General features: G+C 76.0%; 22 protein-coding genes and 3 tRNA genes. 17 read left to right on the top strand and 8 right to left on the bottom strand.

All coding sequences use genetic code 11. The features are described from left to right. Positions 1-132: 132 nt before the first annotated feature. From ACRYMY_RS13695 to gcvT, 10 genes are all read left to right on the top strand, one after another. Positions 133-1,023, top strand: coding sequence for a TIM barrel protein (locus ACRYMY_RS13695; protein ID WP_432547816.1), 891 nt, complete (start codon positions 133-135; stop codon positions 1,021-1,023). Positions 1,024-1,184: 161 nt separating this feature from the next. Next, positions 1,185-2,180, top strand: a complete 996-nt coding sequence (locus tag ACRYMY_RS13700; RefSeq protein WP_432547817.1) for a sugar ABC transporter substrate-binding protein — start codon at positions 1,185-1,187, stop codon at positions 2,178-2,180. Beyond that, the gene (locus tag ACRYMY_RS13705) at positions 2,177-3,232 is read left to right on the top strand and encodes an ABC transporter permease (RefSeq protein ID WP_432547818.1); all 1,056 of its coding nucleotides are present in this window, start codon (positions 2,177-2,179) and stop codon (positions 3,230-3,232) included. The genes ACRYMY_RS13700 and ACRYMY_RS13705 overlap by 4 nt, the downstream gene beginning before the upstream one ends. Before the next feature lie 5 nt (positions 3,233-3,237). Beyond that, positions 3,238-4,110, top strand: a complete 873-nt coding sequence (locus ACRYMY_RS13710) for an ATP-binding cassette domain-containing protein (RefSeq protein ID WP_432547819.1) — start codon at positions 3,238-3,240, stop codon at positions 4,108-4,110. 18 nt (positions 4,111-4,128) lie between these two features. After that, on the top strand, positions 4,129-5,190 hold the full coding sequence (locus ACRYMY_RS13715; protein WP_432547820.1) for a Gfo/Idh/MocA family protein: 1,062 nt from the start codon (positions 4,129-4,131) through the stop codon (positions 5,188-5,190). A gap of 11 nt (positions 5,191-5,201) precedes the next feature. Then, positions 5,202-6,056, top strand: coding sequence for a sugar phosphate isomerase/epimerase family protein (locus tag ACRYMY_RS13720; RefSeq protein ID WP_432547821.1), 855 nt, complete (start codon positions 5,202-5,204; stop codon positions 6,054-6,056). 111 nt (positions 6,057-6,167) lie between these two features. Continuing rightward, the gene (locus ACRYMY_RS13725; protein ID WP_432547822.1) at positions 6,168-7,502 is read left to right on the top strand and encodes a sensor histidine kinase; all 1,335 of its coding nucleotides are present in this window, start codon (positions 6,168-6,170) and stop codon (positions 7,500-7,502) included. Positions 7,503-7,543: 41 nt separating this feature from the next. Further along, positions 7,544-8,224, top strand: coding sequence for a response regulator (locus tag ACRYMY_RS13730; RefSeq protein ID WP_432547855.1), 681 nt, complete (start codon positions 7,544-7,546; stop codon positions 8,222-8,224). Next, a complete protein-coding gene (locus ACRYMY_RS13735) occupies positions 8,221-9,042 on the top strand; it encodes a DUF4097 family beta strand repeat-containing protein (protein ID WP_432547823.1) in 822 nt (273 codons plus the stop codon). The genes ACRYMY_RS13730 and ACRYMY_RS13735 overlap by 4 nt, the downstream gene beginning before the upstream one ends. Before the next feature lie 86 nt (positions 9,043-9,128). After that, positions 9,129-10,244 (top strand): glycine cleavage system aminomethyltransferase GcvT, encoded by a 1,116-nt coding sequence (gene gcvT, locus ACRYMY_RS13740; RefSeq protein ID WP_432547824.1) that lies wholly within the window; start codon positions 9,129-9,131, stop codon positions 10,242-10,244. A 16-nt stretch (positions 10,245-10,260) separates the two neighbouring features. On the opposite strand, the gene ACRYMY_RS13745 is transcribed toward gcvT, so the two are convergent. Together ACRYMY_RS13745 and ACRYMY_RS13750 are read right to left on the bottom strand one after the other, a co-directional pair. Next, positions 10,261-10,821, bottom strand: a complete 561-nt coding sequence (locus ACRYMY_RS13745; protein WP_432547825.1) for a Clp protease N-terminal domain-containing protein — start codon at positions 10,819-10,821, stop codon at positions 10,261-10,263. A gap of 58 nt (positions 10,822-10,879) precedes the next feature. Continuing rightward, positions 10,880-11,092, bottom strand: coding sequence for a helix-turn-helix domain-containing protein (locus ACRYMY_RS13750; protein WP_432547826.1), 213 nt, complete (start codon positions 11,090-11,092; stop codon positions 10,880-10,882). Between the two features lie 99 nt (positions 11,093-11,191). Between ACRYMY_RS13750 and ACRYMY_RS13755 the strand changes: the two genes are divergently transcribed. From ACRYMY_RS13755 to purM, 4 genes are all read left to right on the top strand, one after another. Continuing rightward, a complete protein-coding gene (locus ACRYMY_RS13755) occupies positions 11,192-11,608 on the top strand; it encodes a sterol carrier family protein (RefSeq protein WP_432547827.1) in 417 nt (138 codons plus the stop codon). After that, positions 11,605-12,057 carry a hypothetical protein gene (locus tag ACRYMY_RS13760; RefSeq protein WP_432547828.1) on the top strand — a complete coding sequence of 151 codons (453 nt, stop codon included), beginning with the start codon at positions 11,605-11,607 and terminating at the stop codon, positions 12,055-12,057. Before ACRYMY_RS13755 ends, ACRYMY_RS13760 begins: the two co-directional genes overlap by 4 nt. Positions 12,058-12,134: 77 nt before the next feature. Then, positions 12,135-13,676 (top strand): amidophosphoribosyltransferase, encoded by a 1,542-nt coding sequence (purF, locus tag ACRYMY_RS13765; RefSeq protein WP_432547829.1) that lies wholly within the window; start codon positions 12,135-12,137, stop codon positions 13,674-13,676. Then, on the top strand, positions 13,673-14,767 hold the full coding sequence (purM, locus tag ACRYMY_RS13770) for a phosphoribosylformylglycinamidine cyclo-ligase (RefSeq protein WP_432547830.1): 1,095 nt from the start codon (positions 13,673-13,675) through the stop codon (positions 14,765-14,767). The genes purF and purM overlap by 4 nt, the downstream gene beginning before the upstream one ends. Before the next feature lie 69 nt (positions 14,768-14,836). On the opposite strand, the gene ACRYMY_RS13775 is transcribed toward purM, so the two are convergent. Further along, positions 14,837-15,073 (bottom strand): DUF3073 domain-containing protein, encoded by a 237-nt coding sequence (locus tag ACRYMY_RS13775; RefSeq protein ID WP_432547831.1) that lies wholly within the window; start codon positions 15,071-15,073, stop codon positions 14,837-14,839. A 212-nt stretch (positions 15,074-15,285) separates the two neighbouring features. Here ACRYMY_RS13775 and xylB point away from each other — a divergent pair, with 212 nt between their 5' ends. Beyond that, positions 15,286-16,689 carry a xylulokinase gene (gene xylB, locus ACRYMY_RS13780; protein ID WP_432547832.1) on the top strand — a complete coding sequence of 468 codons (1,404 nt, stop codon included), beginning with the start codon at positions 15,286-15,288 and terminating at the stop codon, positions 16,687-16,689. Positions 16,690-16,695: 6 nt separating this feature from the next. Here xylB and ACRYMY_RS13785 read toward each other — a convergent pair whose 3' ends face one another. The 5 genes from ACRYMY_RS13785 to ACRYMY_RS13805 form a co-directional block, all read right to left on the bottom strand. Further along, entirely contained in the window at positions 16,696-17,007 is a 312-nt protein-coding gene (locus ACRYMY_RS13785; RefSeq protein ID WP_432547833.1) for a hypothetical protein, read from the bottom strand. Between the two features lie 76 nt (positions 17,008-17,083). Further along, a tRNA-Phe gene (locus ACRYMY_RS13790) sits at positions 17,084-17,156 on the bottom strand. Positions 17,157-17,186: 30 nt separating this feature from the next. After that, positions 17,187-17,260 (bottom strand) — tRNA-Asp (locus ACRYMY_RS13795). A 112-nt stretch (positions 17,261-17,372) separates the two neighbouring features. Next, positions 17,373-17,445 (bottom strand) — tRNA-Glu (locus ACRYMY_RS13800). Between the two features lie 72 nt (positions 17,446-17,517). Then, positions 17,518-18,624: a DNA topoisomerase IB gene (locus ACRYMY_RS13805; RefSeq protein ID WP_432547834.1), complete on the bottom strand. Its 1,107-nt coding sequence runs from the start codon at positions 18,622-18,624 to the stop codon at positions 17,518-17,520. A 64-nt stretch (positions 18,625-18,688) separates the two neighbouring features. Here ACRYMY_RS13805 and ACRYMY_RS13810 point away from each other — a divergent pair, with 64 nt between their 5' ends. Together ACRYMY_RS13810 and ACRYMY_RS13815 are read left to right on the top strand one after the other, a co-directional pair. Further along, positions 18,689-19,744, top strand: a complete 1,056-nt coding sequence (locus ACRYMY_RS13810; protein ID WP_432547835.1) for a PHP domain-containing protein — start codon at positions 18,689-18,691, stop codon at positions 19,742-19,744. Between the two features lie 26 nt (positions 19,745-19,770). Then, complete coding sequence (locus ACRYMY_RS13815) at positions 19,771-20,556, top strand: class I SAM-dependent methyltransferase (protein WP_432547836.1); 786 nt, start codon at positions 19,771-19,773, stop codon at positions 20,554-20,556. Positions 20,557-20,562 lie beyond the last annotated feature (6 nt).

Consider the following 20,562-nt stretch of genomic DNA (forward strand, 5'->3'; position numbering starts at 1 on the left):
TCATCCTGCCCCTGGGCAGCTCGGCAAGTGCATATGTCCTGACAATTGCTTGACAGCGCGGGTCCTCCGCGCGATGGTTCACGTGTCCGCACGGCGGTGCGGGCGCACGACGACGTGGAGGGTCCAGACCGCATGAGCCGCGCCATCACCATCGGCACCGCCCCCGACTCCTGGGGCGTCTGGTTCGCCGACGACCCGCAGCAGACCCCGTGGACGCGGTTCCTCGACGAGGTCGTCGAGGCCGGCTACGAGTGGATCGAGCTCGGCCCCCACGGCTACCTGCCGACGGACCCGCAGCGCCTGGCCGACGAGATCGGCTCGCGCGGCCTGAAGGTCTCCGCCGGCACCATCTTCGCCGCCCTGCACCGCCCCGACCACTACGACGAGGCCTGGGCCCAGGTCGAGCAGGTCGCGGCCCTGACGAAGGCCGTCGGCGGCACCCACCTGGTCGTCATCCCCGGCCAGTGGCGCAGCGACACGACCGGCGAGGCGCTGGAGCCGCGGGAGCTGACCGAGGAGGGCTGGCAGCGCCTGGCCAGCGGGATGGACCGCCTCGGGCGCGACATCCGCGAGGGCTACGGCCTGCAGATGGCGTTCCACTCCCACGCCGACACCCACGTCGACACCCAGCCCCAGGTCGAGCGGTTCCTGGAGATGACCGACCCCGAGGTCGTCAAGCTCTGCCTGGACACCGGCCACGTCAGCTACTCCGGCGGCGACAACGTCGACCTCATCCGCCGCTACCCCGACCGCATCGGGTACGTCCACCTCAAGCAGGTGGACCCCGAGGTCGTGGCGAAGGTCAAGGCGCAGGACCTCGGCTTCGGCGAGGCCGTCAAGCTCGGCGCCATGGTCGAGCCGCCGCACGGCGTGCCGGACATGCCGTCCGTGCTCGAGGCCCTCGAGGGCCTGGGCCGGGACGTGTTCGCCATCGTCGAGCAGGACATGTACCCCGTCGCCTCGTTCGACCAGCCGCTGCCCATCGCGCGGCGGACCTGCAGCTACCTGCGCGGCTGCCGCTGACGCAGGCTCCGGCCCCGGGCGGGTGACGCCCGGGGAGTCCCACCCGGCACCACCGGTCGCACCGCAGCAGGCGGCGCCGGGCACCACCGCACCACCCCCACTGGATCGGGCAGCAGCCCGGGGACCGGGCCGCCGGCCCGACAGAGAGGACCGGATCGACGATGATTCGCACGCGCAAGCTCACGTTCGTCGCCCTCGCCGCCGCCACCGCGGTGACCCTCGCCAGCTGCAGCAGCAGCGGTGGCCGCCAGGACAGCGGGGACGACGGCGGTGCCGCCGCCGGCGTCGCCGACACCGAGCGCATGACCATCGCCATGGTCACGCACGCCGCGCCCGGTGACACCTTCTGGGACATCGTCCGCTCGGGCGCCGAGGACGCCGCCGCGAAGGACAACGTCGACCTGAACTACCAGGGCGCGCCGGAGGCCGCCGACCAGGTGAACCTCGTGCAGAGCGCCATCGACTCCGGCGTCGACGGGATCGCCGTGACCCTGGCCAAGGCCGACGCCCTCGCCCCGGCCGTGCAGGCCGCCACCGAGGCGGGCATCCCCGTCGTCGCCTTCAACGGCGGGTTCGGGGAGTGGCAGGAGACCGGCGCCCTCGGCTACTTCGGCCAGGACGAGGAGATCGCCGGCGAGGCCGCGGGGGAGCGGCTCAACGAGGAGGGCGCCCAGCACAGCCTGTGCGTCATCCAGGAGCAGGGCCACGTCGGCCTGGAGGCCCGCTGCCGCGGTCTGGACAACACGTTCGGCGGCACCAGCGAGATCCTCTACGTGACCGGCACCGACATGCCCTCGGTCCAGCAGTCGATCACCTCCAAGCTGCAGCAGGACCCGACGATCGACCGCGTCGTCACCCTCGGCGCCCCGTTCGCCCTCACCGCCGTGCAGTCGGTCGGCGAGGCCGGCAGCTCCGCGACCGTCGCCACCTTCGACACCAACCCCGAGCTCATCAGCGCCATCCAGAACGGCGACGTCGAGTGGGCCATCGACCAGCAGCCGTACCTGCAGGGCTACCTGGCCGTCGACTCGCTGTGGCTGTACAACACCAACGGCAACACCATCGGCGGTGGCCAGGCCACGCTGACCGGCCCGTCGTTCATCGACTCCACGAACGTCGACCGCGTCGCCGAGTTCGCCGCGGGCGGCACGCGGTGAGCACCGTCGTGGGCGCGGCGGCGCAGACCGCCGCCGCGCGCGACGACCGGGTCACGACCCGGCCGCTCGCCTCGCGGATCCTGTCCCGGCCGGAGATCGGCTCGCTCATCGGTCTCGTGGCGGTCTTCGTCCTCTTCGCGGCCGTGGCGCCCACCTTCCGGCAGGCCGCCTCGCTGGCCACCGTCGCCTACGCCGGCTCCACCATCGGCATCATGGCCGTGGCGGTCGCCCTGCTCATGATCGGCGGGGAGTTCGACCTGTCGGCCGGCGTCGCCGTCACCACCTCGGCGCTGGCCGCGTCGTCCTTCGCCTTCCAGTTCCGGCTGAACCTGTGGGTCGGCGTCCTGCTCGCGCTCGTGCTGTCGCTGGCCATCGGCGCCTTCAACGGCTGGCTGCTCATGCGGACCGGGTTGCCGAGCTTCCTCATCACCCTCGGCACGTTCTTCATGCTGCAGGGCATCAACCTGGGCGTGACCAAGCTGCTCACCGGCGGCGTCTCCTCCAGCAGCGTCTCGGACATGGACGGGTTCTCCTCCGCCCGCGCCGTGTTCGCCTCGACGATCACGGTGGGGGGCGTCGGCATCCGCATCACGGTCCTGTGGTGGCTCCTGTTCGTCGCCGTCGCCACCTGGGTCCTGCTGCGCACCCGGGTCGGCAACTGGATCTTCGCGGTCGGCGGTGACAAGGCCGCGGCCCGCGCGGTCGGCGTGCCCGTCAAGCGCGTGAAGATCGGCCTGTTCATGACGGTCGGGTTCTGCGCCTGGTTCGTCGGCATGCACCAGCTGTTCAGCTTCAACACCGTCCAGTCCGGCGGCGGCGTCGGTCAGGAGTTCATCTACATCATCGCCGCGGTCGTCGGCGGGTGCCTGCTCACCGGCGGGTACGGGTCGGCGGTCGGGTCCGCCATCGGCGCCCTCATCTTCGGCGCCACGAGCCTCGGCATCGTCTACGCCGGCTGGGACGCCAACTGGTTCCGGCTCTTCCTCGGCGTGATGCTGCTGCTGGCGACGATCGTCAACCTCGTGGTGAAGAACCACGCCGCGAAGAGGTGAGCACCGTGACCACGACCGAGACCCCCGGCTCGCGCAGCGGGCACGACCCCAACACCGAGATCCTGCGGCTCGACGACGTCGGCAAGAGCTACGGCAACGTCAACGCCCTGCGCGGGGTGACGCTGTCGGTGCGCCAGGGCGAGATCACCTGCGTGCTCGGCGACAACGGCGCCGGCAAGTCGACCCTCATCAAGATCGTCGCCGGCCTGCACACGCACACCGCCGGCCGGGTCGTCGTCAACGGCGAGGAGGTCCACTTCTCCTCCCCGCGCGAGTCCCTGGAGCGGGGGATCGCGACGGTCTACCAGGACCTGGCCCTGGTGCCGCTGATGTCCATCTGGCGCAACTTCTTCCTCGGCTCCGAGCTGCGCACCGGCGTCGGCCCGTTCAAGCGGCTCGACGTCAAGCGGATGATGGAGATCACCGCGGAGGAGCTGTCCAAGATGGGCATCGACGTGCCCGACCTTGAGCGTCCCGTCGGGGCGCTGTCCGGCGGGCAGCGCCAGTGCATCGCCATCGCCCGCGCCATCTACTTCGGCGCCAAGGTGCTCATCCTCGACGAGCCGACGGCCGCCCTCGGCGTCCGGCAGTCCGGTGTCGTCCTCAAGTACGTCGCCAAGGCGCGCGACGCCGGCCTCGGCGTCATCTTCATCACCCACAACCCGCACCACGCCTACCTCGTCGGCAACCACTTCGTCGTCCTCAAGCTGGGCCAGGTCTCCCTGGACATGTCCCGGCAGGAGATCACGCTGGACCGGCTGACGAACGAGATGGCCGGCGGCGCCGAGCTCGAGGCGCTCAGCCACGAGCTCAGCAAGCCCGGGGACACCCCGGAACCGGCCGCCACCCTGGCGCCCGCCCACGAGAAGACCAACTGAGGCAGGAGAACGACCCGCATGAGCACGGCGACGCAGGCCACCGAGCAGCACACCGCCCGGCAGGGCTACGACGGCGATCCCACCGCCGAGCTGCGCGTCGCCGTGCTCGGCGTCGGCATGATGGGCCAGGACCACGCCCGGCGCCTGGCCACCGTCACCAAGGGCGCGCGGCTCGTCGTCGTCAGCGACGTCGACCCCGCCCGCACCGACGCGGTCGCGGCCGAGTTCGGCGTCCGCGCCGTGCACGACCCGGCCGCGGCCATCGCCGACCCCGAGGTCGACGCGGTCGTCATCGCCACCCCCGGCTTCACCCACGAGGACCTCGTGCTGAAGGCCCTCGAGGCCGGCAAGCCGACGCTGTGCGAGAAGCCGCTGACCACCTCCCCGGAGACCTCCCGGCGCGTCGTGGAGGCCGAGCGCGCCCTGGGCCGGCAGCTCGTCCAGGTCGGCTTCATGCGCCGCTTCGACGCCGAGCACGAGCAGCTGCGCGCCCTCGTCGCCTCCGGCGAGCTGGGCACCCCGCTGTTCCTGCACTGCGCCCACCGCAACGCCAGCACCCCGCCGAACTTCTCCTCCGAGATGCTGATGCTCGACTCGGTGGTCCACGAGGTGGACTCCGCCCGCTACCTGCTCGGCGAGGAGATCACCGCGGTGACCGTCCTGCGCCCGCGGGTGACCGCGAACGCCCCCGAGGGCCTGCAGGACCCGCAGTTCGTCCTCATGGAGACCGAGAGCGGCGTCCTCGTCGACGTGGAGATCTTCGTCAACACCACCTTCGGCTACGAGGTGCGCGCCGAGCTCGTCGCCGAGCGCGGCAGCGCCTCCATCGGCCACGGGATCGGCCTGGTCAAGCACAGCCCCGCCGGCTACGGCGGCAGCATCACCAAGGACTTCAAGGAGCGCTTCGGCGCCGCCTACGACACCGAGTTCCAGCGCTGGGTCGACGCCGTGCGCTCCGGCGCCGGGGTCGACGGCCCGGGCGTGTGGGACGGCTACGCCGCCGCCGCCGTCTGCGCCGCCGGCGTGGAGAGCTTCCGCACCGGCCGGCGCGTCGAGGTCGACCTCGGCGACCGCGGCTGAGGGGGACGACCGTGCAGATCGCCCTGGACACCTACATGTTCCGCGACGTCCCCCTGCTCGAGCTGCCCGGTGTGGTGGCCGAGCTGGGGTACGAGTGGATCGAGCTGTCGCCGCGCGAGGACTTCATCCCGTTCTTCCGCCACCCGCGCGTCGACCTGGCCACCGTGCGGAAGTTCCGCGGGGCGCTGGACGCCGCGGGCGTCGGCGTCTGCTCCACCCAGTTCGTGCAGCGCTGGTCCGGCCCCGGCGAGGACGAGCGCGAGCAGGCCGTGCGCAACATCAAGCGCATCGTCGAGGTGACCACCGAGCTCGGGGTGCCCGTCGTGCAGTCGGAGTTCAACGGCCGCCCCGAGCTGCCCGAGGCCAGCGAGGCCCGCTTCTTCGACTCCTTCGAGGAGCTCGCGCCCGTCTTCGAGGCGAACGGGATCGAGCTGCGCCTGGAGCCGCACCCCGACGACTTCGTCGAGGACGGCTTCCGCGCCGTGGACCTCGTCCGCGGCCTGGACCGGCCCTGGGTGGGCTTCGTCTACTGCACCCCGCACACGTACCACCAGGGCGGCGACGGGCCGGGGATCGTCCGCTACGCCGGCGACCTCGTCCGGCACGTGCACGTCGCCGACAGCTTCGACTTCCGCGCCTCCTCGGGCCTGCGGTACATCATCAACCCGCCCGGCTCGACCGCCCGCGTCCACCAGCACCTGAACATCGGTGAGGGCGAGGTGGACTTCGACGGCATCTTCGCCGCCCTCGGCGAGGTCGGCTTCGACGGCGCCCTGTGCGCCAGCGTCTTCGCCTGGGAGGAGGAGCGCGAGGAGTCCAGCCGCCTCATGCGCCGGAAGATCCAGGAGCTCGTCGACCGCTGGTGAGCCTCCCGGCCGGGCCGGTCCCGGCGCGGGCGGGGGTGGGGTCAGCCCCACCCCCGCTCCGGGGGAGCGCACCCTCCCGCCCGCCCCGCCCCGAGCCCTAGCGTCGGGGTCGTGAACACGACCTCGCCGCTGCGGCGCTGGGCCGGCGGCTGGTGGGTGGCCGCCCACCTCGTCCTCGACCTCGTCGTCGGCCTCTGGCACTGGGTCCCGCTGCTCCTGCTCCTGCTCGGCGCCGCCCTCGTGCCGCTGGCCGGCGCGGGGATCCCGCTGCTGCTGCTGGCCCGCGTCCTCCTCGACGTCTCCGCCGCCCTGGAGCGGGCCCGGCTGCGCGCCCTCGGCGTCGCCGTCGAGGACCCGGGCCCGTGGGAGCGGCCCGGCCCCTGGTGGCGGCGCTGGCTCCTCGACCCGCGGCCCTGGCGCTCGGCCGGGCACCTCGCCGTCGTCGGCACCGCCGGCCTCGTCGGCGGCGCCGTCGTGCTCGTCCTGGCCGCCACCGGCCTGGCCGCCGTCGTCGCCCCCAGCCTGGCCCGCTGGACCTCCGCCGCCCCCGGCGGGCTCAGCTGGCCGTGGGGGAGCGGCGGGCCGATCGGCGTCCCGGACGCCGTCGTCGGCCTGACCGGCGTCGCGCTGCTGCTGCTCGTGCCGCTGCTGGCCCGCGTCCTGGCCGTCCCCGAGACCGCCACCGGCGCGGCGCTGCTCGGCCCCCCGCCGCAGCAGCGCGAGGCGACCCTGCGCGAGCGCGTCGACACCCTGACCTCCACCCGCGAGCGCGCCGTGGACTCCGTGGAGGAGGAGCGCCGGCGCATCGAGCGGGACCTGCACGACGGGCCCCAGCAGCGGCTGGTCTCGCTGTCCCTGCAGCTGGGCATGGCCCGCCGCGCCCTCGACCGCGAGGGCCCCCACGCCGCCCGCGCCCTGCTGGAGTCCGCCAGCTCCTCGGCCACCGCCGCCATCGCCGACATGCGCCGCGTCGCCCGCGGCGTCGCCCCGCCCGTGCTCACCGACCGCGGCCTCGACGCGGCCGTGTCGGCGCTGGCCGCGACCACCCCCGTGCCCGTCGACGTCGAGGTCTCCCCGGACGTGTCCGCCCACGGGCCCGCCGGCCGGCCGTCGGCGACCACCGAGGCCATCGCCTACTTCTGCGTCTCCGAGGCGCTGACCAACGTCGCCAAGCACTCCGGCGCCTCCCGCGCCCTCGTGCAGCTGTGGCAGGAGGCGGGAGCGTCCGGCCCGCGGCTGCGGGTGCGCGTGCAGGACGACGGCCGCGGCGGCGCGCGCCCCGGGGACGGGCCGGGCGACGGGCCGGGTGTCGAGGGCGGCAGCGGCCTGCGCGGCCTGCTCGACCGGGTCGCCGCCGTCGACGGCCGCCTCGCGGTCTCCTCCCCGGCGGGCGGCCCCACCGTCCTGGACGTCGACCTGCCCTGGCGCGGCGGGGGTGTCCGGTGAGCCCCGTGGACCCGGTGAGCCCGGTGGACCCGGCGAGCGCGCTGCGCGTCGTGCTCGCGGAGGACTCCGTCCTGCTGCGCGAGGGGCTCGTGCAGCTGCTGCGCGCCGAGGGCGTCGACGTCGTGGCCGCCGTCGGCGACGCCGAGGAGGCGCTGCGCGCCGTCGCCCGCCACGAGCCCGACCTGGCCCTGTTCGACGTGCGGATGCCGCCCACGTTCACCGACGAGGGCCTGCGCGCCGCGCTCGTCGTGCGCGAGCAGCACCCCGCCACCGCCGTCCTCGTGCTCTCGCAGTACGTCGAGGAGCGCTACGCCGCCGACCTGCTCGGCGGCCGCGCCCGCGGCGTCGGGTACCTGCTGAAGGACCGCGTCGGCGACGTGGAGGAGTTCCTCGACGCCCTGCACCGCGTCGCCGCCGGCGGCACGGCCGTCGACCCCGAGGTCGTCGCCCAGCTGCTCTCGCGCGCCCGGCGCGACGACCCCCTGGAGGGCCTGACCCCGCGCGAGCTGGAGGTCCTGGCGCTCATGGCCGAGGGGCGCTCCAACACCGCCGTCGCCGCCCGCCTCGTCGTCAGCGACAAGGCCGTGGAGAAGCACGTGTCCAGCATCTTCGCCAAGCTCGGCCTCGCCCCCGCCGGCGAGGACCACCGGCGCGTCCTCGCCGTCCTGCGCCACCTCGAGGCCGCCGCCCACCCCGCCCCGCCGTCCCGGAGGACCCCGTGAGCGCCCCCACGCAGCCCCTGACCCTCGACGTGCCGCCGCGACCGCCGTCGCCACCGGCCCGTGGCGGGGCCGTGCGCGCCGTCACCGCCGCCGTCGCGGTCGTCCTCGTCGCCGGCGGCGCCCTCAGCGTCCTGGGCTCGATGACGGCCGTGCGCGAGCAGCGCACCGACACCTTCCCCGGACCCGTCACCGCCGTCGTCGTCAGCACCGGCACGGGCGACGTGCAGGTGCGCGCCGGTGACGGCGACGGCGCGCGGGTGACGACGACCACCGTCAGCGGCTGGTCGCAGGCCGAAGCGCGCGCCGAGCTGGACGGCGGCGTGCTGGACCTGCGCGGCGCCTGCTCGCACGGCGGCTGGCCGGGCCGCTGCTCCACCGACTTCGACGTCGTCGTGCCCGCCGGCGTCGAGGTGCGCCTGGACACCGGCACGGGCGAGCAGCGGCTGACGGGGGCGTTCGGCGCCGTCGTCTCGGAGACCGGCACGGGGGACCTGCGCTGGCGCGGCGCCGCCGGCGGCAGCCTGAGCGCGGAGGCCGGCACCGGCGCCGTCACCGTCACCGGCGCCCTGGACGACGTGCGCGTGGACGCCGGCACGGGCGACGTGCGGGTCGAGCTGGACGTCGCGCCGCGCAGCGTCGACGTGCGCACCAGCACCGGCGACGCCGACGTGCTGGTCCCCGACGACGGCACCGCCTACGCGGCCGAGGTCAGCGCCGGCGTCGGCGGCGAGCGCGTCGACGTGCCCGTCGACCCCTCCGCCGAGCGCCGGGTCCTCGTGAGCACCGGCACCGGTGACGCCCGCCTCGGCCACCGCTGAGACCGCGCCGGCGGCCCACCCCCGCCGGCCCCGCCCCGCGCCTGTGGGACGGTGGCGCCCCGCACGGCCGACGAGGGGAGCCCGCCGTGAGCCGACGCTCACCGCTGCACGACGTCCACACCGAGCTCGGAGCGGCCTTCACCGACTTCGCCGGCTGGTCGATGCCCGTGCGCTACGCCTCCGACCTCGCCGAGCACCGCGCGGTGCGCGCCACCGCCGGCGTCTTCGACCTGTCCCACATGGGCGAGCTGCGCGTCAGCGGCCCGGGCGCCGGCGCCGCCCTCGACGGCGCCCTCGTCGGGCGCCCCTCCGGCATGGCCGTGGGCCGCGCCGCCTACGGGATGCTCACCGCCGAGGACGGCGGGGTCGTCGACGACCTGGTCACCTACCGCACCGGCGAGGAGGACTTCCTCGTCGTCGCCAACGCCGCCAACGTCGACGCCGTCGCCGCCGTGCTGCGCGAGCGGTCCGCCGGCCACGACGCCCGCGTCACCGACGAGACCGCCGCGACCGCGCTGGTGGCCGTGCAGGGCCCCACGTCGGCGCTCGCCGTCGGCGAGGTCGTCGAGCTGGCGGACGGGAGCGACCTGGCGGACCTGCGCTACTACCGCTGCGCGCCCGCCCGGCTGCGCACGGCGGAGGGCCCGCTGGACGTCCTGCTGGCGCGCACCGGCTACACCGGCGAGGACGGCTTCGAGGTCTTCGTGCCCGCCGAGCGCGCCGTCGAGGCCTGGTCGGCGCTGCTGGCCGCCGGCCGCGCCCACGACGCCGTCCCGTGCGGGCTGGCGTGCCGGGACACGCTGCGCCTGGAGGCCGGCATGCCCCTGTACGGGCACGAGCTGACCCGCGGGGTCGACCCCTACGCGGCGCGCCTGGGGCGCGTGGTGAAGCTCGACAAGCCGGACGGCTTCCCCGGCCGCGAGGCGCTGGAGCGCCTGGCGGGCGCCCCGCCGCAGCGGCTGCTGGTCGGGCTGCGCGGCGAGGGGCGGCGCGCGCCGCGCCAGGGCTACGACGTCCTGGCCGGCGACGAGGTCGTCGGCGTCGTCACCAGCGGTGCGCTGTCCCCGACACTGGGGCACCCCGTCGCCATGGCCTACGTCGACGCCGCCCGCAGCGGGGTCGGGACGGCGCTCGCCGTGGACGTGCGCGGGCGCGCCGAGCCCGTCGAGGTCGTCGAGCTGCCCTTCTACCGCCGTCCCTGAGCCGCGCCGGGCGGGCTCAGGCGGAGCGGCGCAGGGCCTCGACGACGGCGGCGCGGGCGCTCTCGGCGTCCAGGTGCACGCCCGTGGCCGCCAGGGCGTCCCGGGCGCGGCCGCCCGGCGCGCGCAGCAGGCCGAGCAGCAGGTGCTCCGTGCCGATGTGGTCGTGGCGCAGGTCCAGCGCGGCCCGCAGGGACTCCTCCAGGGCCTTCCTCGCGGGCCGGGTGAAGGGGACGTGCCCGGTCAGCCGGCCGAGCAGACCGCGGCGGCGGCCCGCGGGCCGCTCGAGCGCGCCGGGGCCGAACACCTCCTCCGCCCGCCGGCGGACGGCGTCGAGGTCGACGCCCAGGGCGCGCAGCGCCTCGGCGTCCTCCTCCGGGCCCTCGCGGTGGGCGACCCGCTCGCGCAGGCGGTCGGGGTCGGCGCCGGCGGCGCGCAGGACGTCGGCGCCGACGCCGTCGACGTGCAGCAGGGCCAGCAGCAGGTGGTCGTCGCCGATCTCCCGGTGGCCGAGCTCGCGGGCGACCTCCTGGGCGTCGACGACGGCGGCGCGGGCCCGTCGGGTGAAGCGCTCGAACACGGTGTCCTCCTCGTGGGTCGGGTGGTGAGCGGGTGGTCCTCCGGTGGTCCTCCGGTCGTCAGTCGTCGCCGGAGTGCTTGCGGTGCACGGCCTGCTTGGACACCCCCAGGCCCGCGGCGATGTCGGCCCAGGACCAGCCGAGGTCGCGGGCGCGGCGGACCTGCAGGCGCTCGAGCTGCTCGGTCAGGCGCCGCAGCGCGGCGACGGCGCGCAGGCCCACGGCGGGGTCCGGGTCGGTGCTGGCGGTGACGAGGGGGTCCGGGTCGGTCATGCGTCATCATGTGTTGACGATGCCCGGATCGTCAATACCTGTTGACGACTCGGTCGGTGGGAGGAGCGGCGGTCCCGGCCGGGTGCGAGCATCGGGCGCGTGCCACCCCGCCGCCGCACCGACCCCGCCGCCGGCCGCGAGGCCCTGGACGCGGCGCTCGCCGCGCTCGACGACGGCGCCGTGCCGCCCCGGCCCGTCCTCGCCACGGCCGTGCGCTGGTCGCTGGAGGAGCTGGCCGAGCGCCACCCCGGCCGCAGCGTCGAGGTGCGCGTGCCCCCCTTCGCCGCCGTCCAGGTCCTGGAGGGTCCCCGGCACACCCGCGGCACCCCGCCGGCCGTCGTGGAGGTCGACCCCGCCACGTGGCTGCGCCTGGCCACCGGCCGCGAGGCGTTCGAGACGGCCCGCACCGCCGGCCGCGTGCGGGCCAGCGGCGTCCGCGCCGACCTGAGCGGCCTGCTGCCGCTGCTACCCGGCCCCGCGGCGGCCACCGGCGACGACGTACCGTCGTCGCCGTGAGCGAGTCCCAGCGCGAGCCCCGCGACCCGGCCACCGGCGGCACGGCCACCGGGGACGACGCCGTCGAGGTCGTCCCCGCCGGCAAGCCCACCGCCGGCGAGCCCACCGCCGGTGCGACCGCCGGCGAGCCCGCCGGCGAGCCCGCCGCGGAGGAGGTCCCGGACGCGACCCCCGACGACCCCGAGACCACCCGGTTCGTCGAGGTCACGCGCCGCCGCGCGCCGCGCTACCGCTCGTTCGTCCTGACGGGCGTGGTCCTCGCGTTCCTCGTCGCGGCCGTCGTCGCCGTCGTCACACCCGCGCAGGCCGGGTACTCCCAGCAGTCCCTGTTCGGGTACCTGTTCGTCTCCCTGGGCATCCTGCTGGCGCTGCTCGGCGGCCTGGCGGCGGTGCTGCTCGAGCGCCGCCGCACCCCGCGCGGGGCGTCCCGCCGCTCGCGCCGGGGCTGAGCCCCCGGGGGCCGCCGGGAGGGCCGCCGGGGGCCCGCGCGACCGGCCGGCCCGGGCGCGTGTGCCACACTCGAGAGGTGGCCCGCGGTGACGGACGTCTGAACCACGACCTGCTCCCCGGCGAGAAGGGGCCCCAGGACGCCTGCGGCGTCTTCGGCGTGTGGGCACCCGGCGAGGACGTGTCCAAGCTCGCCTTCTACGGGCTGTACGCCCTGCAGCACCGCGGCCAGGAGGCCGCCGGCATCGCCGTGAGCAACGGCGAGCAGATCCTCGTCTTCAAGGACGTCGGCCTGGTCTCCCAGGTGTTCGACGAGGCGGCGCTGGAGTCGCTGCAGGGCCACATCGCCGTCGGCCACGCGCGCTACTCCACCACCGGCGGCAGCACGTGGGAGAACGCCCAGCCGACGCTCGGCGACACCGCCGGCGGCACCGTGGCCCTCGCCCACAACGGCAACCTCACCAACTCCTTCGAGCTGCGCGAGCTGCTGGCCGAGCGCCAGGCCGGCCGCCCGCGCGCCTCGACGTGGCGGGCCTCGCGCACCGAGCTGGCGCGCGGCAACACCACCGACACCGCGATCCTCACCGCGCTGTTCGCGGGCGACCCCGACCACACCCTCGAGGCGACCGCGCTGGAGGTCCTGCCGCACGCCGAGGGCGCCTTCAGCCTCGTGTTCATGGACGAGGACACCCTCTACGCCGCCCGCGACCCGCACGGCATCCGCCCGCTGGTCCTGGGCCGCCTCGAGCGCGGCTGGGTGGTGGCGTCGGAGACGGCCGCCCTGGACATCGTCGGCGCCAGCTTCGTGCGCGAGGTCGAGCCCGGTGAGCTCATCGCGGTCGACGCCGACGGCCTGCGCTCCAGCCGCTTCGCGCCGGCGCAGCCGAAGGGCTGCGTCTTCGAGTACGTCTACCTGGCCCGCCCCGACACCAGCATCAACGGCAAGGTGGTGCAGGAGGCGCGCGTGGAGATGGGCCGCACGCTGGCCCGCGAGCACCCCGTCGAGGCCGACCTGGTCATCCCGACGCCGGAGTCCGGCACCCCGGCCGCGATCGGCTACGCGGAGGAGTCCGGCATCCCCTACGGGCAGGGCCTGGTCAAGAACTCCTACGTGGGCCGCACGTTCATCCAGCCCAGCCAGACCATCCGCCAGCTCGGCATCCGGCTCAAGCTGAACCCGCTCAAGCACGTCGTGCAGGGCAAGCGGCTCGTCGTCGTCGACGACTCCATCGTGCGCGGCAACACCCAGCGGGCCCTCATCCGGATGCTGCGCGAGGCCGGTGCCGCCGAGGTGCACGTGCGGATCAGCTCCCCGCCGGTGACGTGGCCGTGCTTCTACGGCATCGACTTCGCCACCCGGGCCGAGCTCATCGCCACGGGCCTGGGCGTGGACGACGTGCGCCAGAGCATCGGCGCCGACTCCCTGGGCTACATCTCCACCGACGGCATGATCGCCGCGACCGACCAGCCCGCCTCGGCGCTGTGCACGGCGTGCTTCAGCGGCAGCTACCCGGTGCCGCTGCCCGACGTGGACCGCCTGGGCAAGCACGCGCTGGAGGCCCCGCGCATCCCGATCACGCCCGTGGTCTCCTCGCGCGCCACCCGCGGGGCGCAGCAGTGAGCGCCCCCGGCACCACCTACGCCGCCGCCGGTGTCGACGTCGTCGCGGGCGACCGCGCCGTGGAGCTCATGAAGGCCTCCGTGGCCCGCACCCACGGCCCCGGCGTCGTCGGCGGGTTCGGCGGGTTCGCCGGCCTGTACGACGTCAGCGCCCTCAAGGGCTACCGGCGCCCGCTGCTGGCCACCAGCACCGACGGCGTGGGCACCAAGGTCGCCGTCGCGCAGGCCGTCGACAAGCACGACACCGTCGGGCAGGACCTCGTCGGCATGGTCGTCGACGACATCGTCGTGTGCGGCGCGACGCCGCTGTTCATGACCGACTACATCGCCTGCGGCAAGGTCGTGCCCGAGCGCACGGCGGCGCTGGTGGCGGGCATCGCCCGCGCCTGCGAGGAGGCCGGCGTGGCCCTCGTGGGCGGGGAGACCGCCGAGCACCCCGGCCTGCTGGGCGCCGACGAGTACGACCTGGCCGGCGCGGTGACCGGTGCGGTCGAGGCCGACGAGCTGCTGGGCGCCGAGCGGGTCCGCGCCGGCGACGTCCTCGTGGCGATGGCCTCCTCGGGCCTGCACTCCAACGGCTACTCGCTCGTGCGGCGGGTCTTCGCCGACGCCGGCTGGTCCTACGACCGGCACGTGGACGACTTCGGCCGCACGCTGGGCGAGGAGCTGCTGGAGCCGACGCGCCTGTACGCGCGGCCGGCGCTGGCGGCGGTGGCCGGCGGCGGGGTGCGCGCGATGAGCCACGTCACGGGCGGCGGGCTGGCCGCGAACCTGGCCCGGTGCCTGCCGGAGGGCGTGACCGCCGAGGTGGACCGCGCGACGTGGACGCCGGGCGCGGTCTTCGCCACCGTGCGCGACCTGGGCCGGGTCCCCGCCGACGACCTGGAGCGCACCCTCAACCTGGGGGTGGGCATGGTCGCCGTCGTGGCGCCGGACGCGGTGGACCGCGTGGTCGCCACGCTGGAGGGGGCCGGGATCCCGTCGTGGGTGTGCGGTGAGGTCCGCGAGCGCCGCCCCGAGGACGGGGACAGCAACGGCAAGGGAGTCGCCGGGGGCGTGACCCTGCTGCGGGGTTCCCACCAGGGGTGGTGACACCTCAGCGAGAGGCAGCGCGCCCGACGACTCCCGAGCGGTGGATCGTCCTGCCGGAGACCGGAGGGGTCAGGCGCGACGCTTGGTCGCCCAGTCCTCGTAGTCGTCCTCGGCGGAGTACTGCGACCAGTCCTCATCGGACTGCTCGTCGTCCGTCTCCGGCACCGCGGGAGCCGGGGGCCCCTGGCGGTACGGGTCAGGCCCGTGCAGCTCGCGTTGCAGCGCGTTGTAGTCGGTCTGCGGGCTGAAGTACTTCAGCTGCCGAGCGACCTTCGTCTGCTTGGCCTTCTGACGGCCGCGCCCCATGGCGTCGACCCCCTCGCGCGTCGGCCGGGGCAGGCTGAGCGCGCCCCGGAGTCACTGTCATCTCTCCGTGCCCTCAACGGTACATGCCCGCGAGAGCTTCCGGCATCCCGGTCGCGGTGCACCGGCCCGGACGGAGCACCGCCCCCGTGTGGCGTGCGTCACTCCCGCGGCCGTGGTCGGTGCGCCCGCCGCCGTCTGGTTGGCTGTGCGCCATGCCGACGGTGGCCGGGATCGACTCCTCGACGCAGTCCTGCAAGGTCGTCGTGCGCGACGCGACGAGCGGTGCGCTGCTGCGCAGCGGGACCGCCAAGCACCCCGCGGGGACGGAGGTGGACCCCGCCGCGTGGGAGAGCGCTCTCGAGCGCGCCGTCGCCGACGCCGGCGGCCTGGGGGACGTGGACGCCCTCGCGGTCGGCGCCCAGCAGCACGGCTCGGTGCTGCTGGACGAGGCCGGTGAGGTGGTCCGCCCGGCCCTGCTGTGGAACGACGGGCGCTCCGCCGGCGCCGCCGAGGACCTGACCTCCGAGCTCGGCGGGCCCGGGGCGTGGGCCGAGCAGGTCGGCAGCGTCCTCGTGGCCTCGTTCACGATCACCAAGCTGCGCTGGGTCGCCGAGCACGAGCCGGACGCCGCGCGCCGCACGGCCGCCGTGTGCCTGCCGCACGACTGGCTGACCCACCGCCTCGCCGGCGGCGGGGACCGGCTGGTCACCGACCGCGGCGACGCCAGCGGCACCGGCTACTGGGACCCGGCCGCGGGCACCTACCGGCACGACCTGCTGGAGCGGGCGTTCGGCTCGCGCCCCCGGCTGCCCGACGTCCTCGGCCCGGCCGAGCGGGCCGGTGAGACGTCCTCGCCGCTGACCCGTGGTGCCGTCCTGGGGCCGGGCACGGGCGACAACATGGCCGCCGCCCTCGGGGTGGGGGCCCGCACCGGCGACGTCGTCGTGTCCATCGGGACCTCGGGGGTCGTCAGCGCCGTCAGCGACACCCCCACCCACGACGCCAGCGGCCTGGTCGCCGGCTTCGCCGACGCGACGGGCCGGTACCTGCCGCTGGTGTGCACGCTCAACGCGGCGCGCGTGCTGGACGCCGCCGCCGCGCTGCTCGGCGTCGACCACGCCGAGCTGTCCCGGCTGGCGCTGTCCGCGCCCGCTGGCTCCGGCGGGCTGGTCCTCGTGCCCTACCTGGAGGGCGAGCGCACCCCCGTGCGGCCGGACAGCACCGGCGCCCTGCACGGGCTGACCCTGGCCACCAGCACGCCCGCGCACCTGGCCCGCGCCACCGTGGAGGGCCTGCTGTGCGGGCTGGCGGACGGCCTGGACGCGCTCGTCGCGCAGGGCGTGGCCGTCGAGCGCGTCGTCCTGGTGGGCGGCGGCGCACGCTCGGAGGCCGTGCGCTGCCTGGCCCCGGCCGTCCTGGGCCGGCCCGTCGTGGTGCCCGAGCCCGGCGAGTACGTCGCCGACGGCGCCGCCCGGCAGGCCGCGTGGGTCCTGGCCGGCGGGGACGCTCCGCCGGCGTGGGAGCTGACCGCGTCCACGACCTACGAGGCGGACCCGCTGCCCGCGGTGCGCGAGCGCTACGCGCAGGTGCGCGACCTCACCGCGGTGCGCGCCTGAACCGGCCTAGGCGCTGAGCCGGTCGCCGACCGCGGCCAGCCCCGCGGCGGCCGCGGTCGTCGTCAGGACCGCCGGCCAGGGCCCGGTGCGCCGGGCCAGCGGGTGGGAGGCGCCCACGAGGGCCACCGTGCCCAGCGCGAGAGCGGCCGCGAGGACGGGGGAGTGCCGCGACCAGCGCGGCACGGCCTGCACCAGGCCGGCGGCCAGCGCCACCCCCGCCAGCGGGCGGGCGCCGGTGCGGCGGCCGACGACGTAGCCGGTGAGGACGGCCGCGGGCACGACGGCGGCGGTGGGCAGGTCGGCGGGGGAGGCGGGCACGCGGCGACGCTACCCGCGCCGGTCCCGGGGACGACGAAGGCCCCTCCTGCGGAGGGGCCTCGGGGTGGTGCCACGGTGGCCAGGAGCGGGGTCGAACCGCTGACCTTCCGATTTTCAGTCGGACGCTCTACCAACTGAGCTACCTGGCCGTGCCGGGCCGGTGGAACCGGCACGACGAGCGACCCCGACGGGACTCGAACCCGCGACCTCCGCCGTGACAGGGCGGCGCGCTAACCAACTGCGCTACGGGGCCTCAGAGAGACCGGACTTGCTGGTCTTGCTGGCTTGCGGGGACAACCTTACCCGGTCGCGGGGAGTGCTCGTGACACCCCTCGCCCGTCCGGGCTCAGGACGATCCGCTCGCGTACCCCCAACGGGATTCGAACCCGTGCTACCGCCTTGAAAGGGCGGCGTCCTAGGCCGCTAGACGATGAGGGCGGGACGCGCACCTGCCCCGCGGCGAGCCGCAGGGAAGGCCCGCCCAGCATAGGGGCTGGCAGCCGACGCCGCTCAGGCGGCGGTCGTCCCCGGCCCGCCCGTCGCCGCGGCCGCGGCCTCCTCGGCGCTCGCAGCGCTCAGCAGGGGCGTGCCGCTGACGGGCTCCTCGCGCAGCAGCGCCTGCACGGCCCGCTCGACACCGCCGTGGGTGGCGGGGTGGCCGAAGGAGGCGTCCTCGCCGAGCAGCCGCAGCGCCGGCTCGATCGTCACGCCGTCGTCGAACAGGTCGATCACCCGGGGGTCGATGTAGCTGCTGCGGGCCACCGACGGCGTGTTGCCCAGGTACTCCGAGACCTCCGTGCAGGCGCGCGTGACCGCCCGCTTCTTCGCCGTCGCGCTGGTCGCCGCGGGCACCGACACCGCCAGGGCGACGGCCGCGAGCACCGTCGCGTGCCAGGTGCGGAAGTCCTTGGCGGACACGTCCGGCCCGACGACCTCGTGCAGGTAGGCGTTGACGTCGGCGCTGGTGACGTCGTGCCAGCGGCCGCCCTCCTTCCACGCCAGCAGGTCGTCCCCGCCGCCGCGGCGGCGCTTGAGGGAGCGCACCACCTCGCGCACCGCCGGGTCGGAGACCACGAGGTGGCGGTCCTTGCCGGACTTGGCGACGTAGGAGAAGACCAGGTCGTCGCCGCGCTGGTGGACGTGCTCCTTGCGCAGGGTCGCCAGCCCGTAGGAGCCGTTCTCGTCCGCGTAGCTCTCCCCGCCCACGCGGAAGAACCCGAGGTCCAGCAGCCGGAACGCCGCGGCCAGCACCCGCTCGCGCGGCATCCCCGGCAGGGCGAGGTGCTGCTCGACCACCTCGCGGGCGGCGGGCAGGTGGTCGGCGACCTCGAGCACGCGCTCGTGCTTGGCGCGGTCCTGCCGGCGGCGCCACTCCTCGTGGTAGCGGTACTGGCGCCGGCCGCGGTCGTCGGTGCCGACGGCCTGCAGGTGGCCGTTGGGGAACGGGCAGATCCACACGTCCCGGTAGGCCGGCGGGATGGCGATGGCGTCGATGCGGGCGATGACGTCCGGGTCGGCGATGAGCTCGCCGCGGGTGTCGAGGTAGGACCAGCCGCGCCCGCGCCGCCGGCGCGTGAAGCCGGGCGACGAGCTGGACACGCGGCGCAGGCGGGGCACCCTGCGATGGTGCAGAGTCGGCCCGTCCGGCGCACCTCGGGACCGGGGGGGGAGGGGGCGGGTGGTGGACCCCGTGCTCGGCCCCGTGCCGGACGCCGTGCGGGCGCTGCAGCGCACCGCGTTCCTGCTGGAGCGCTCGCGCGCCGACACCCACCGGGTGCGCGCGTTCCGCCGCGCCGCGGACGCCCTGGCCGCGCTGGGGCCGGGGGAGCTGGAGCGCCTGCTGGCCGACGGCACCCTCACCGGGGTGCGCGGTGTGGGCCCCGCCTCGGCGGCCGTGGCCGCCGAGGCGGCCGCGGACCGGGTGCCGGAGCGGCTGCGGCGGCTGGAGGAGGGGGCGGGGCCGCTGGCGAGCGGCGGGGAGGAGCTGCGCGCCGCGCTGCGCGGTGACCTGCACGCCCACACCGACGCCAGCGACGGTGGCAGCCCGCTGGCCGAGACGGCGGCGACCGCCCGGGAGCTGGGGCACGAGTACCTGGCCGTCACCGACCACTCCGCGCGGCTGCGCGTGGCGCGCGGGCTGTCCCGCGAGCGCCGCGAGCGCCAGCTGGAGGAGGTCGCCGCCCTGGCCGCGCCGCTGGCGCCGTTCCGGCTCCTGGCGGGCATCGAGGTCGACGTGCTGGCGGACGGTTCGCTGGACTGCGAGGACGACGTGCTGGCGCGCCTGGACGTCGTGGTCGCCTCCGTGCACTCGGGGCTGCGCTCGCCGGCGGACGTGATGACCCGACGGCTGCTGGCGGCCGTGCGCGGCGGCGGGGTGGACGTCCTGGGGCACTGCACCGGCCGGCTGCTGACCGGCGGGCACGGCAGCGCCGGGTCGGGCGCTCGCCCGCCCAGCGCCTTCGACGCCGGCGCCGTCTTCGCCGCCTGCGCCGAGCGGGGGGTGGCGGTGGAGGTGAACTGCCGGCCGGAGCGGCTGGACCCGCCGCGGGCGCTGCTGCGGCGGGCGGTCGAGGAGGGGTGCCTGTTCGCGGTGAGCACGGACGCGCACGCCCCCGGGCAGCTGGACTGGCAGGCGTACGGCTGCGCGCGGGCGCAGGAGTGCGGGGTGCCGGCCGAGCGGGTCGTCAACACCTGGCCGGTCGAGCGGCTCCTGGCCTGGACGAGGAGCCACCGCTGAGAAGCGTTCGCAGCTAGGCTCGGACGGTGGACGCCGGAGCAGCGCGCTGGTTCCAGGACGCCGCGGCCTTCGACCGCCTGTCGGCCCAGCTGTGGGACCCGGTGTCGTCGGCGGCCGTGGCCGACGCGGCACCCCGCGCGGGGGAGTTCGTCCTCGACGCCTGCGCCGGCGCCGGGGCGGCCTCCGTCCTCCTGGCCCGGGCCGTCGGTCCCGGCGGCCGCGTCGACGCCGTCGACCTGGCCGCACCGCTCGTCGCGCTGACCGCCGAGCGGGCGCGCGACCTGCCCGCCCTGCGCGCCCACCACGCGGACGTCCTCGCCTTCGGCGACGAGGGCGCCTACGACCTCGTCGTCTGCGTCCTCGGGGTCTTCTTCCTGCCCGACCTCCACGCCGCGGGCCGGCACCTGCTCACCCGGGCCCGCCCCGGCGGGCGCCTGTGCGTGGGCGTGTGGGCCGAGGGCGCGCTCACGGAGCTCGTGCAGCCGCTGGCCGCCGCGGCGGCGCGTGCCCGGGGCGAGGGACCGCCGGAGCCGCGGTCCCTGCCGCACGCGCTGGGCACCGAGGAGGGGCTGACCGCGTGGGCGGCCGCGGTGGGCGTCCGGGACCCGGTCGTGCACCGGCACCCCGCCCGCCTGCGGGTCACGCCGGAAGCCGTGCGCGACGCCGCCGCCGGCACGGCCGCCGGCGCGCTGCTGGACGGCCTGCCCGCCGCCACCGCGCGGGCGGTCGTGGACGAGGCCGCCGCCGCGGCGCTGGAGCCGCGCGAGGCCGACGCCACGACCCTCGTCGTCGTCGGGACGCGCGACGGCTGACCGGCG

The sequence above is a fragment of the Kineococcus haloalkalitolerans genome, assembly GCF_050871905.1.
GTDB lineage: Bacteria > Actinomycetota > Actinomycetes > Actinomycetales > Kineococcaceae > Kineococcus.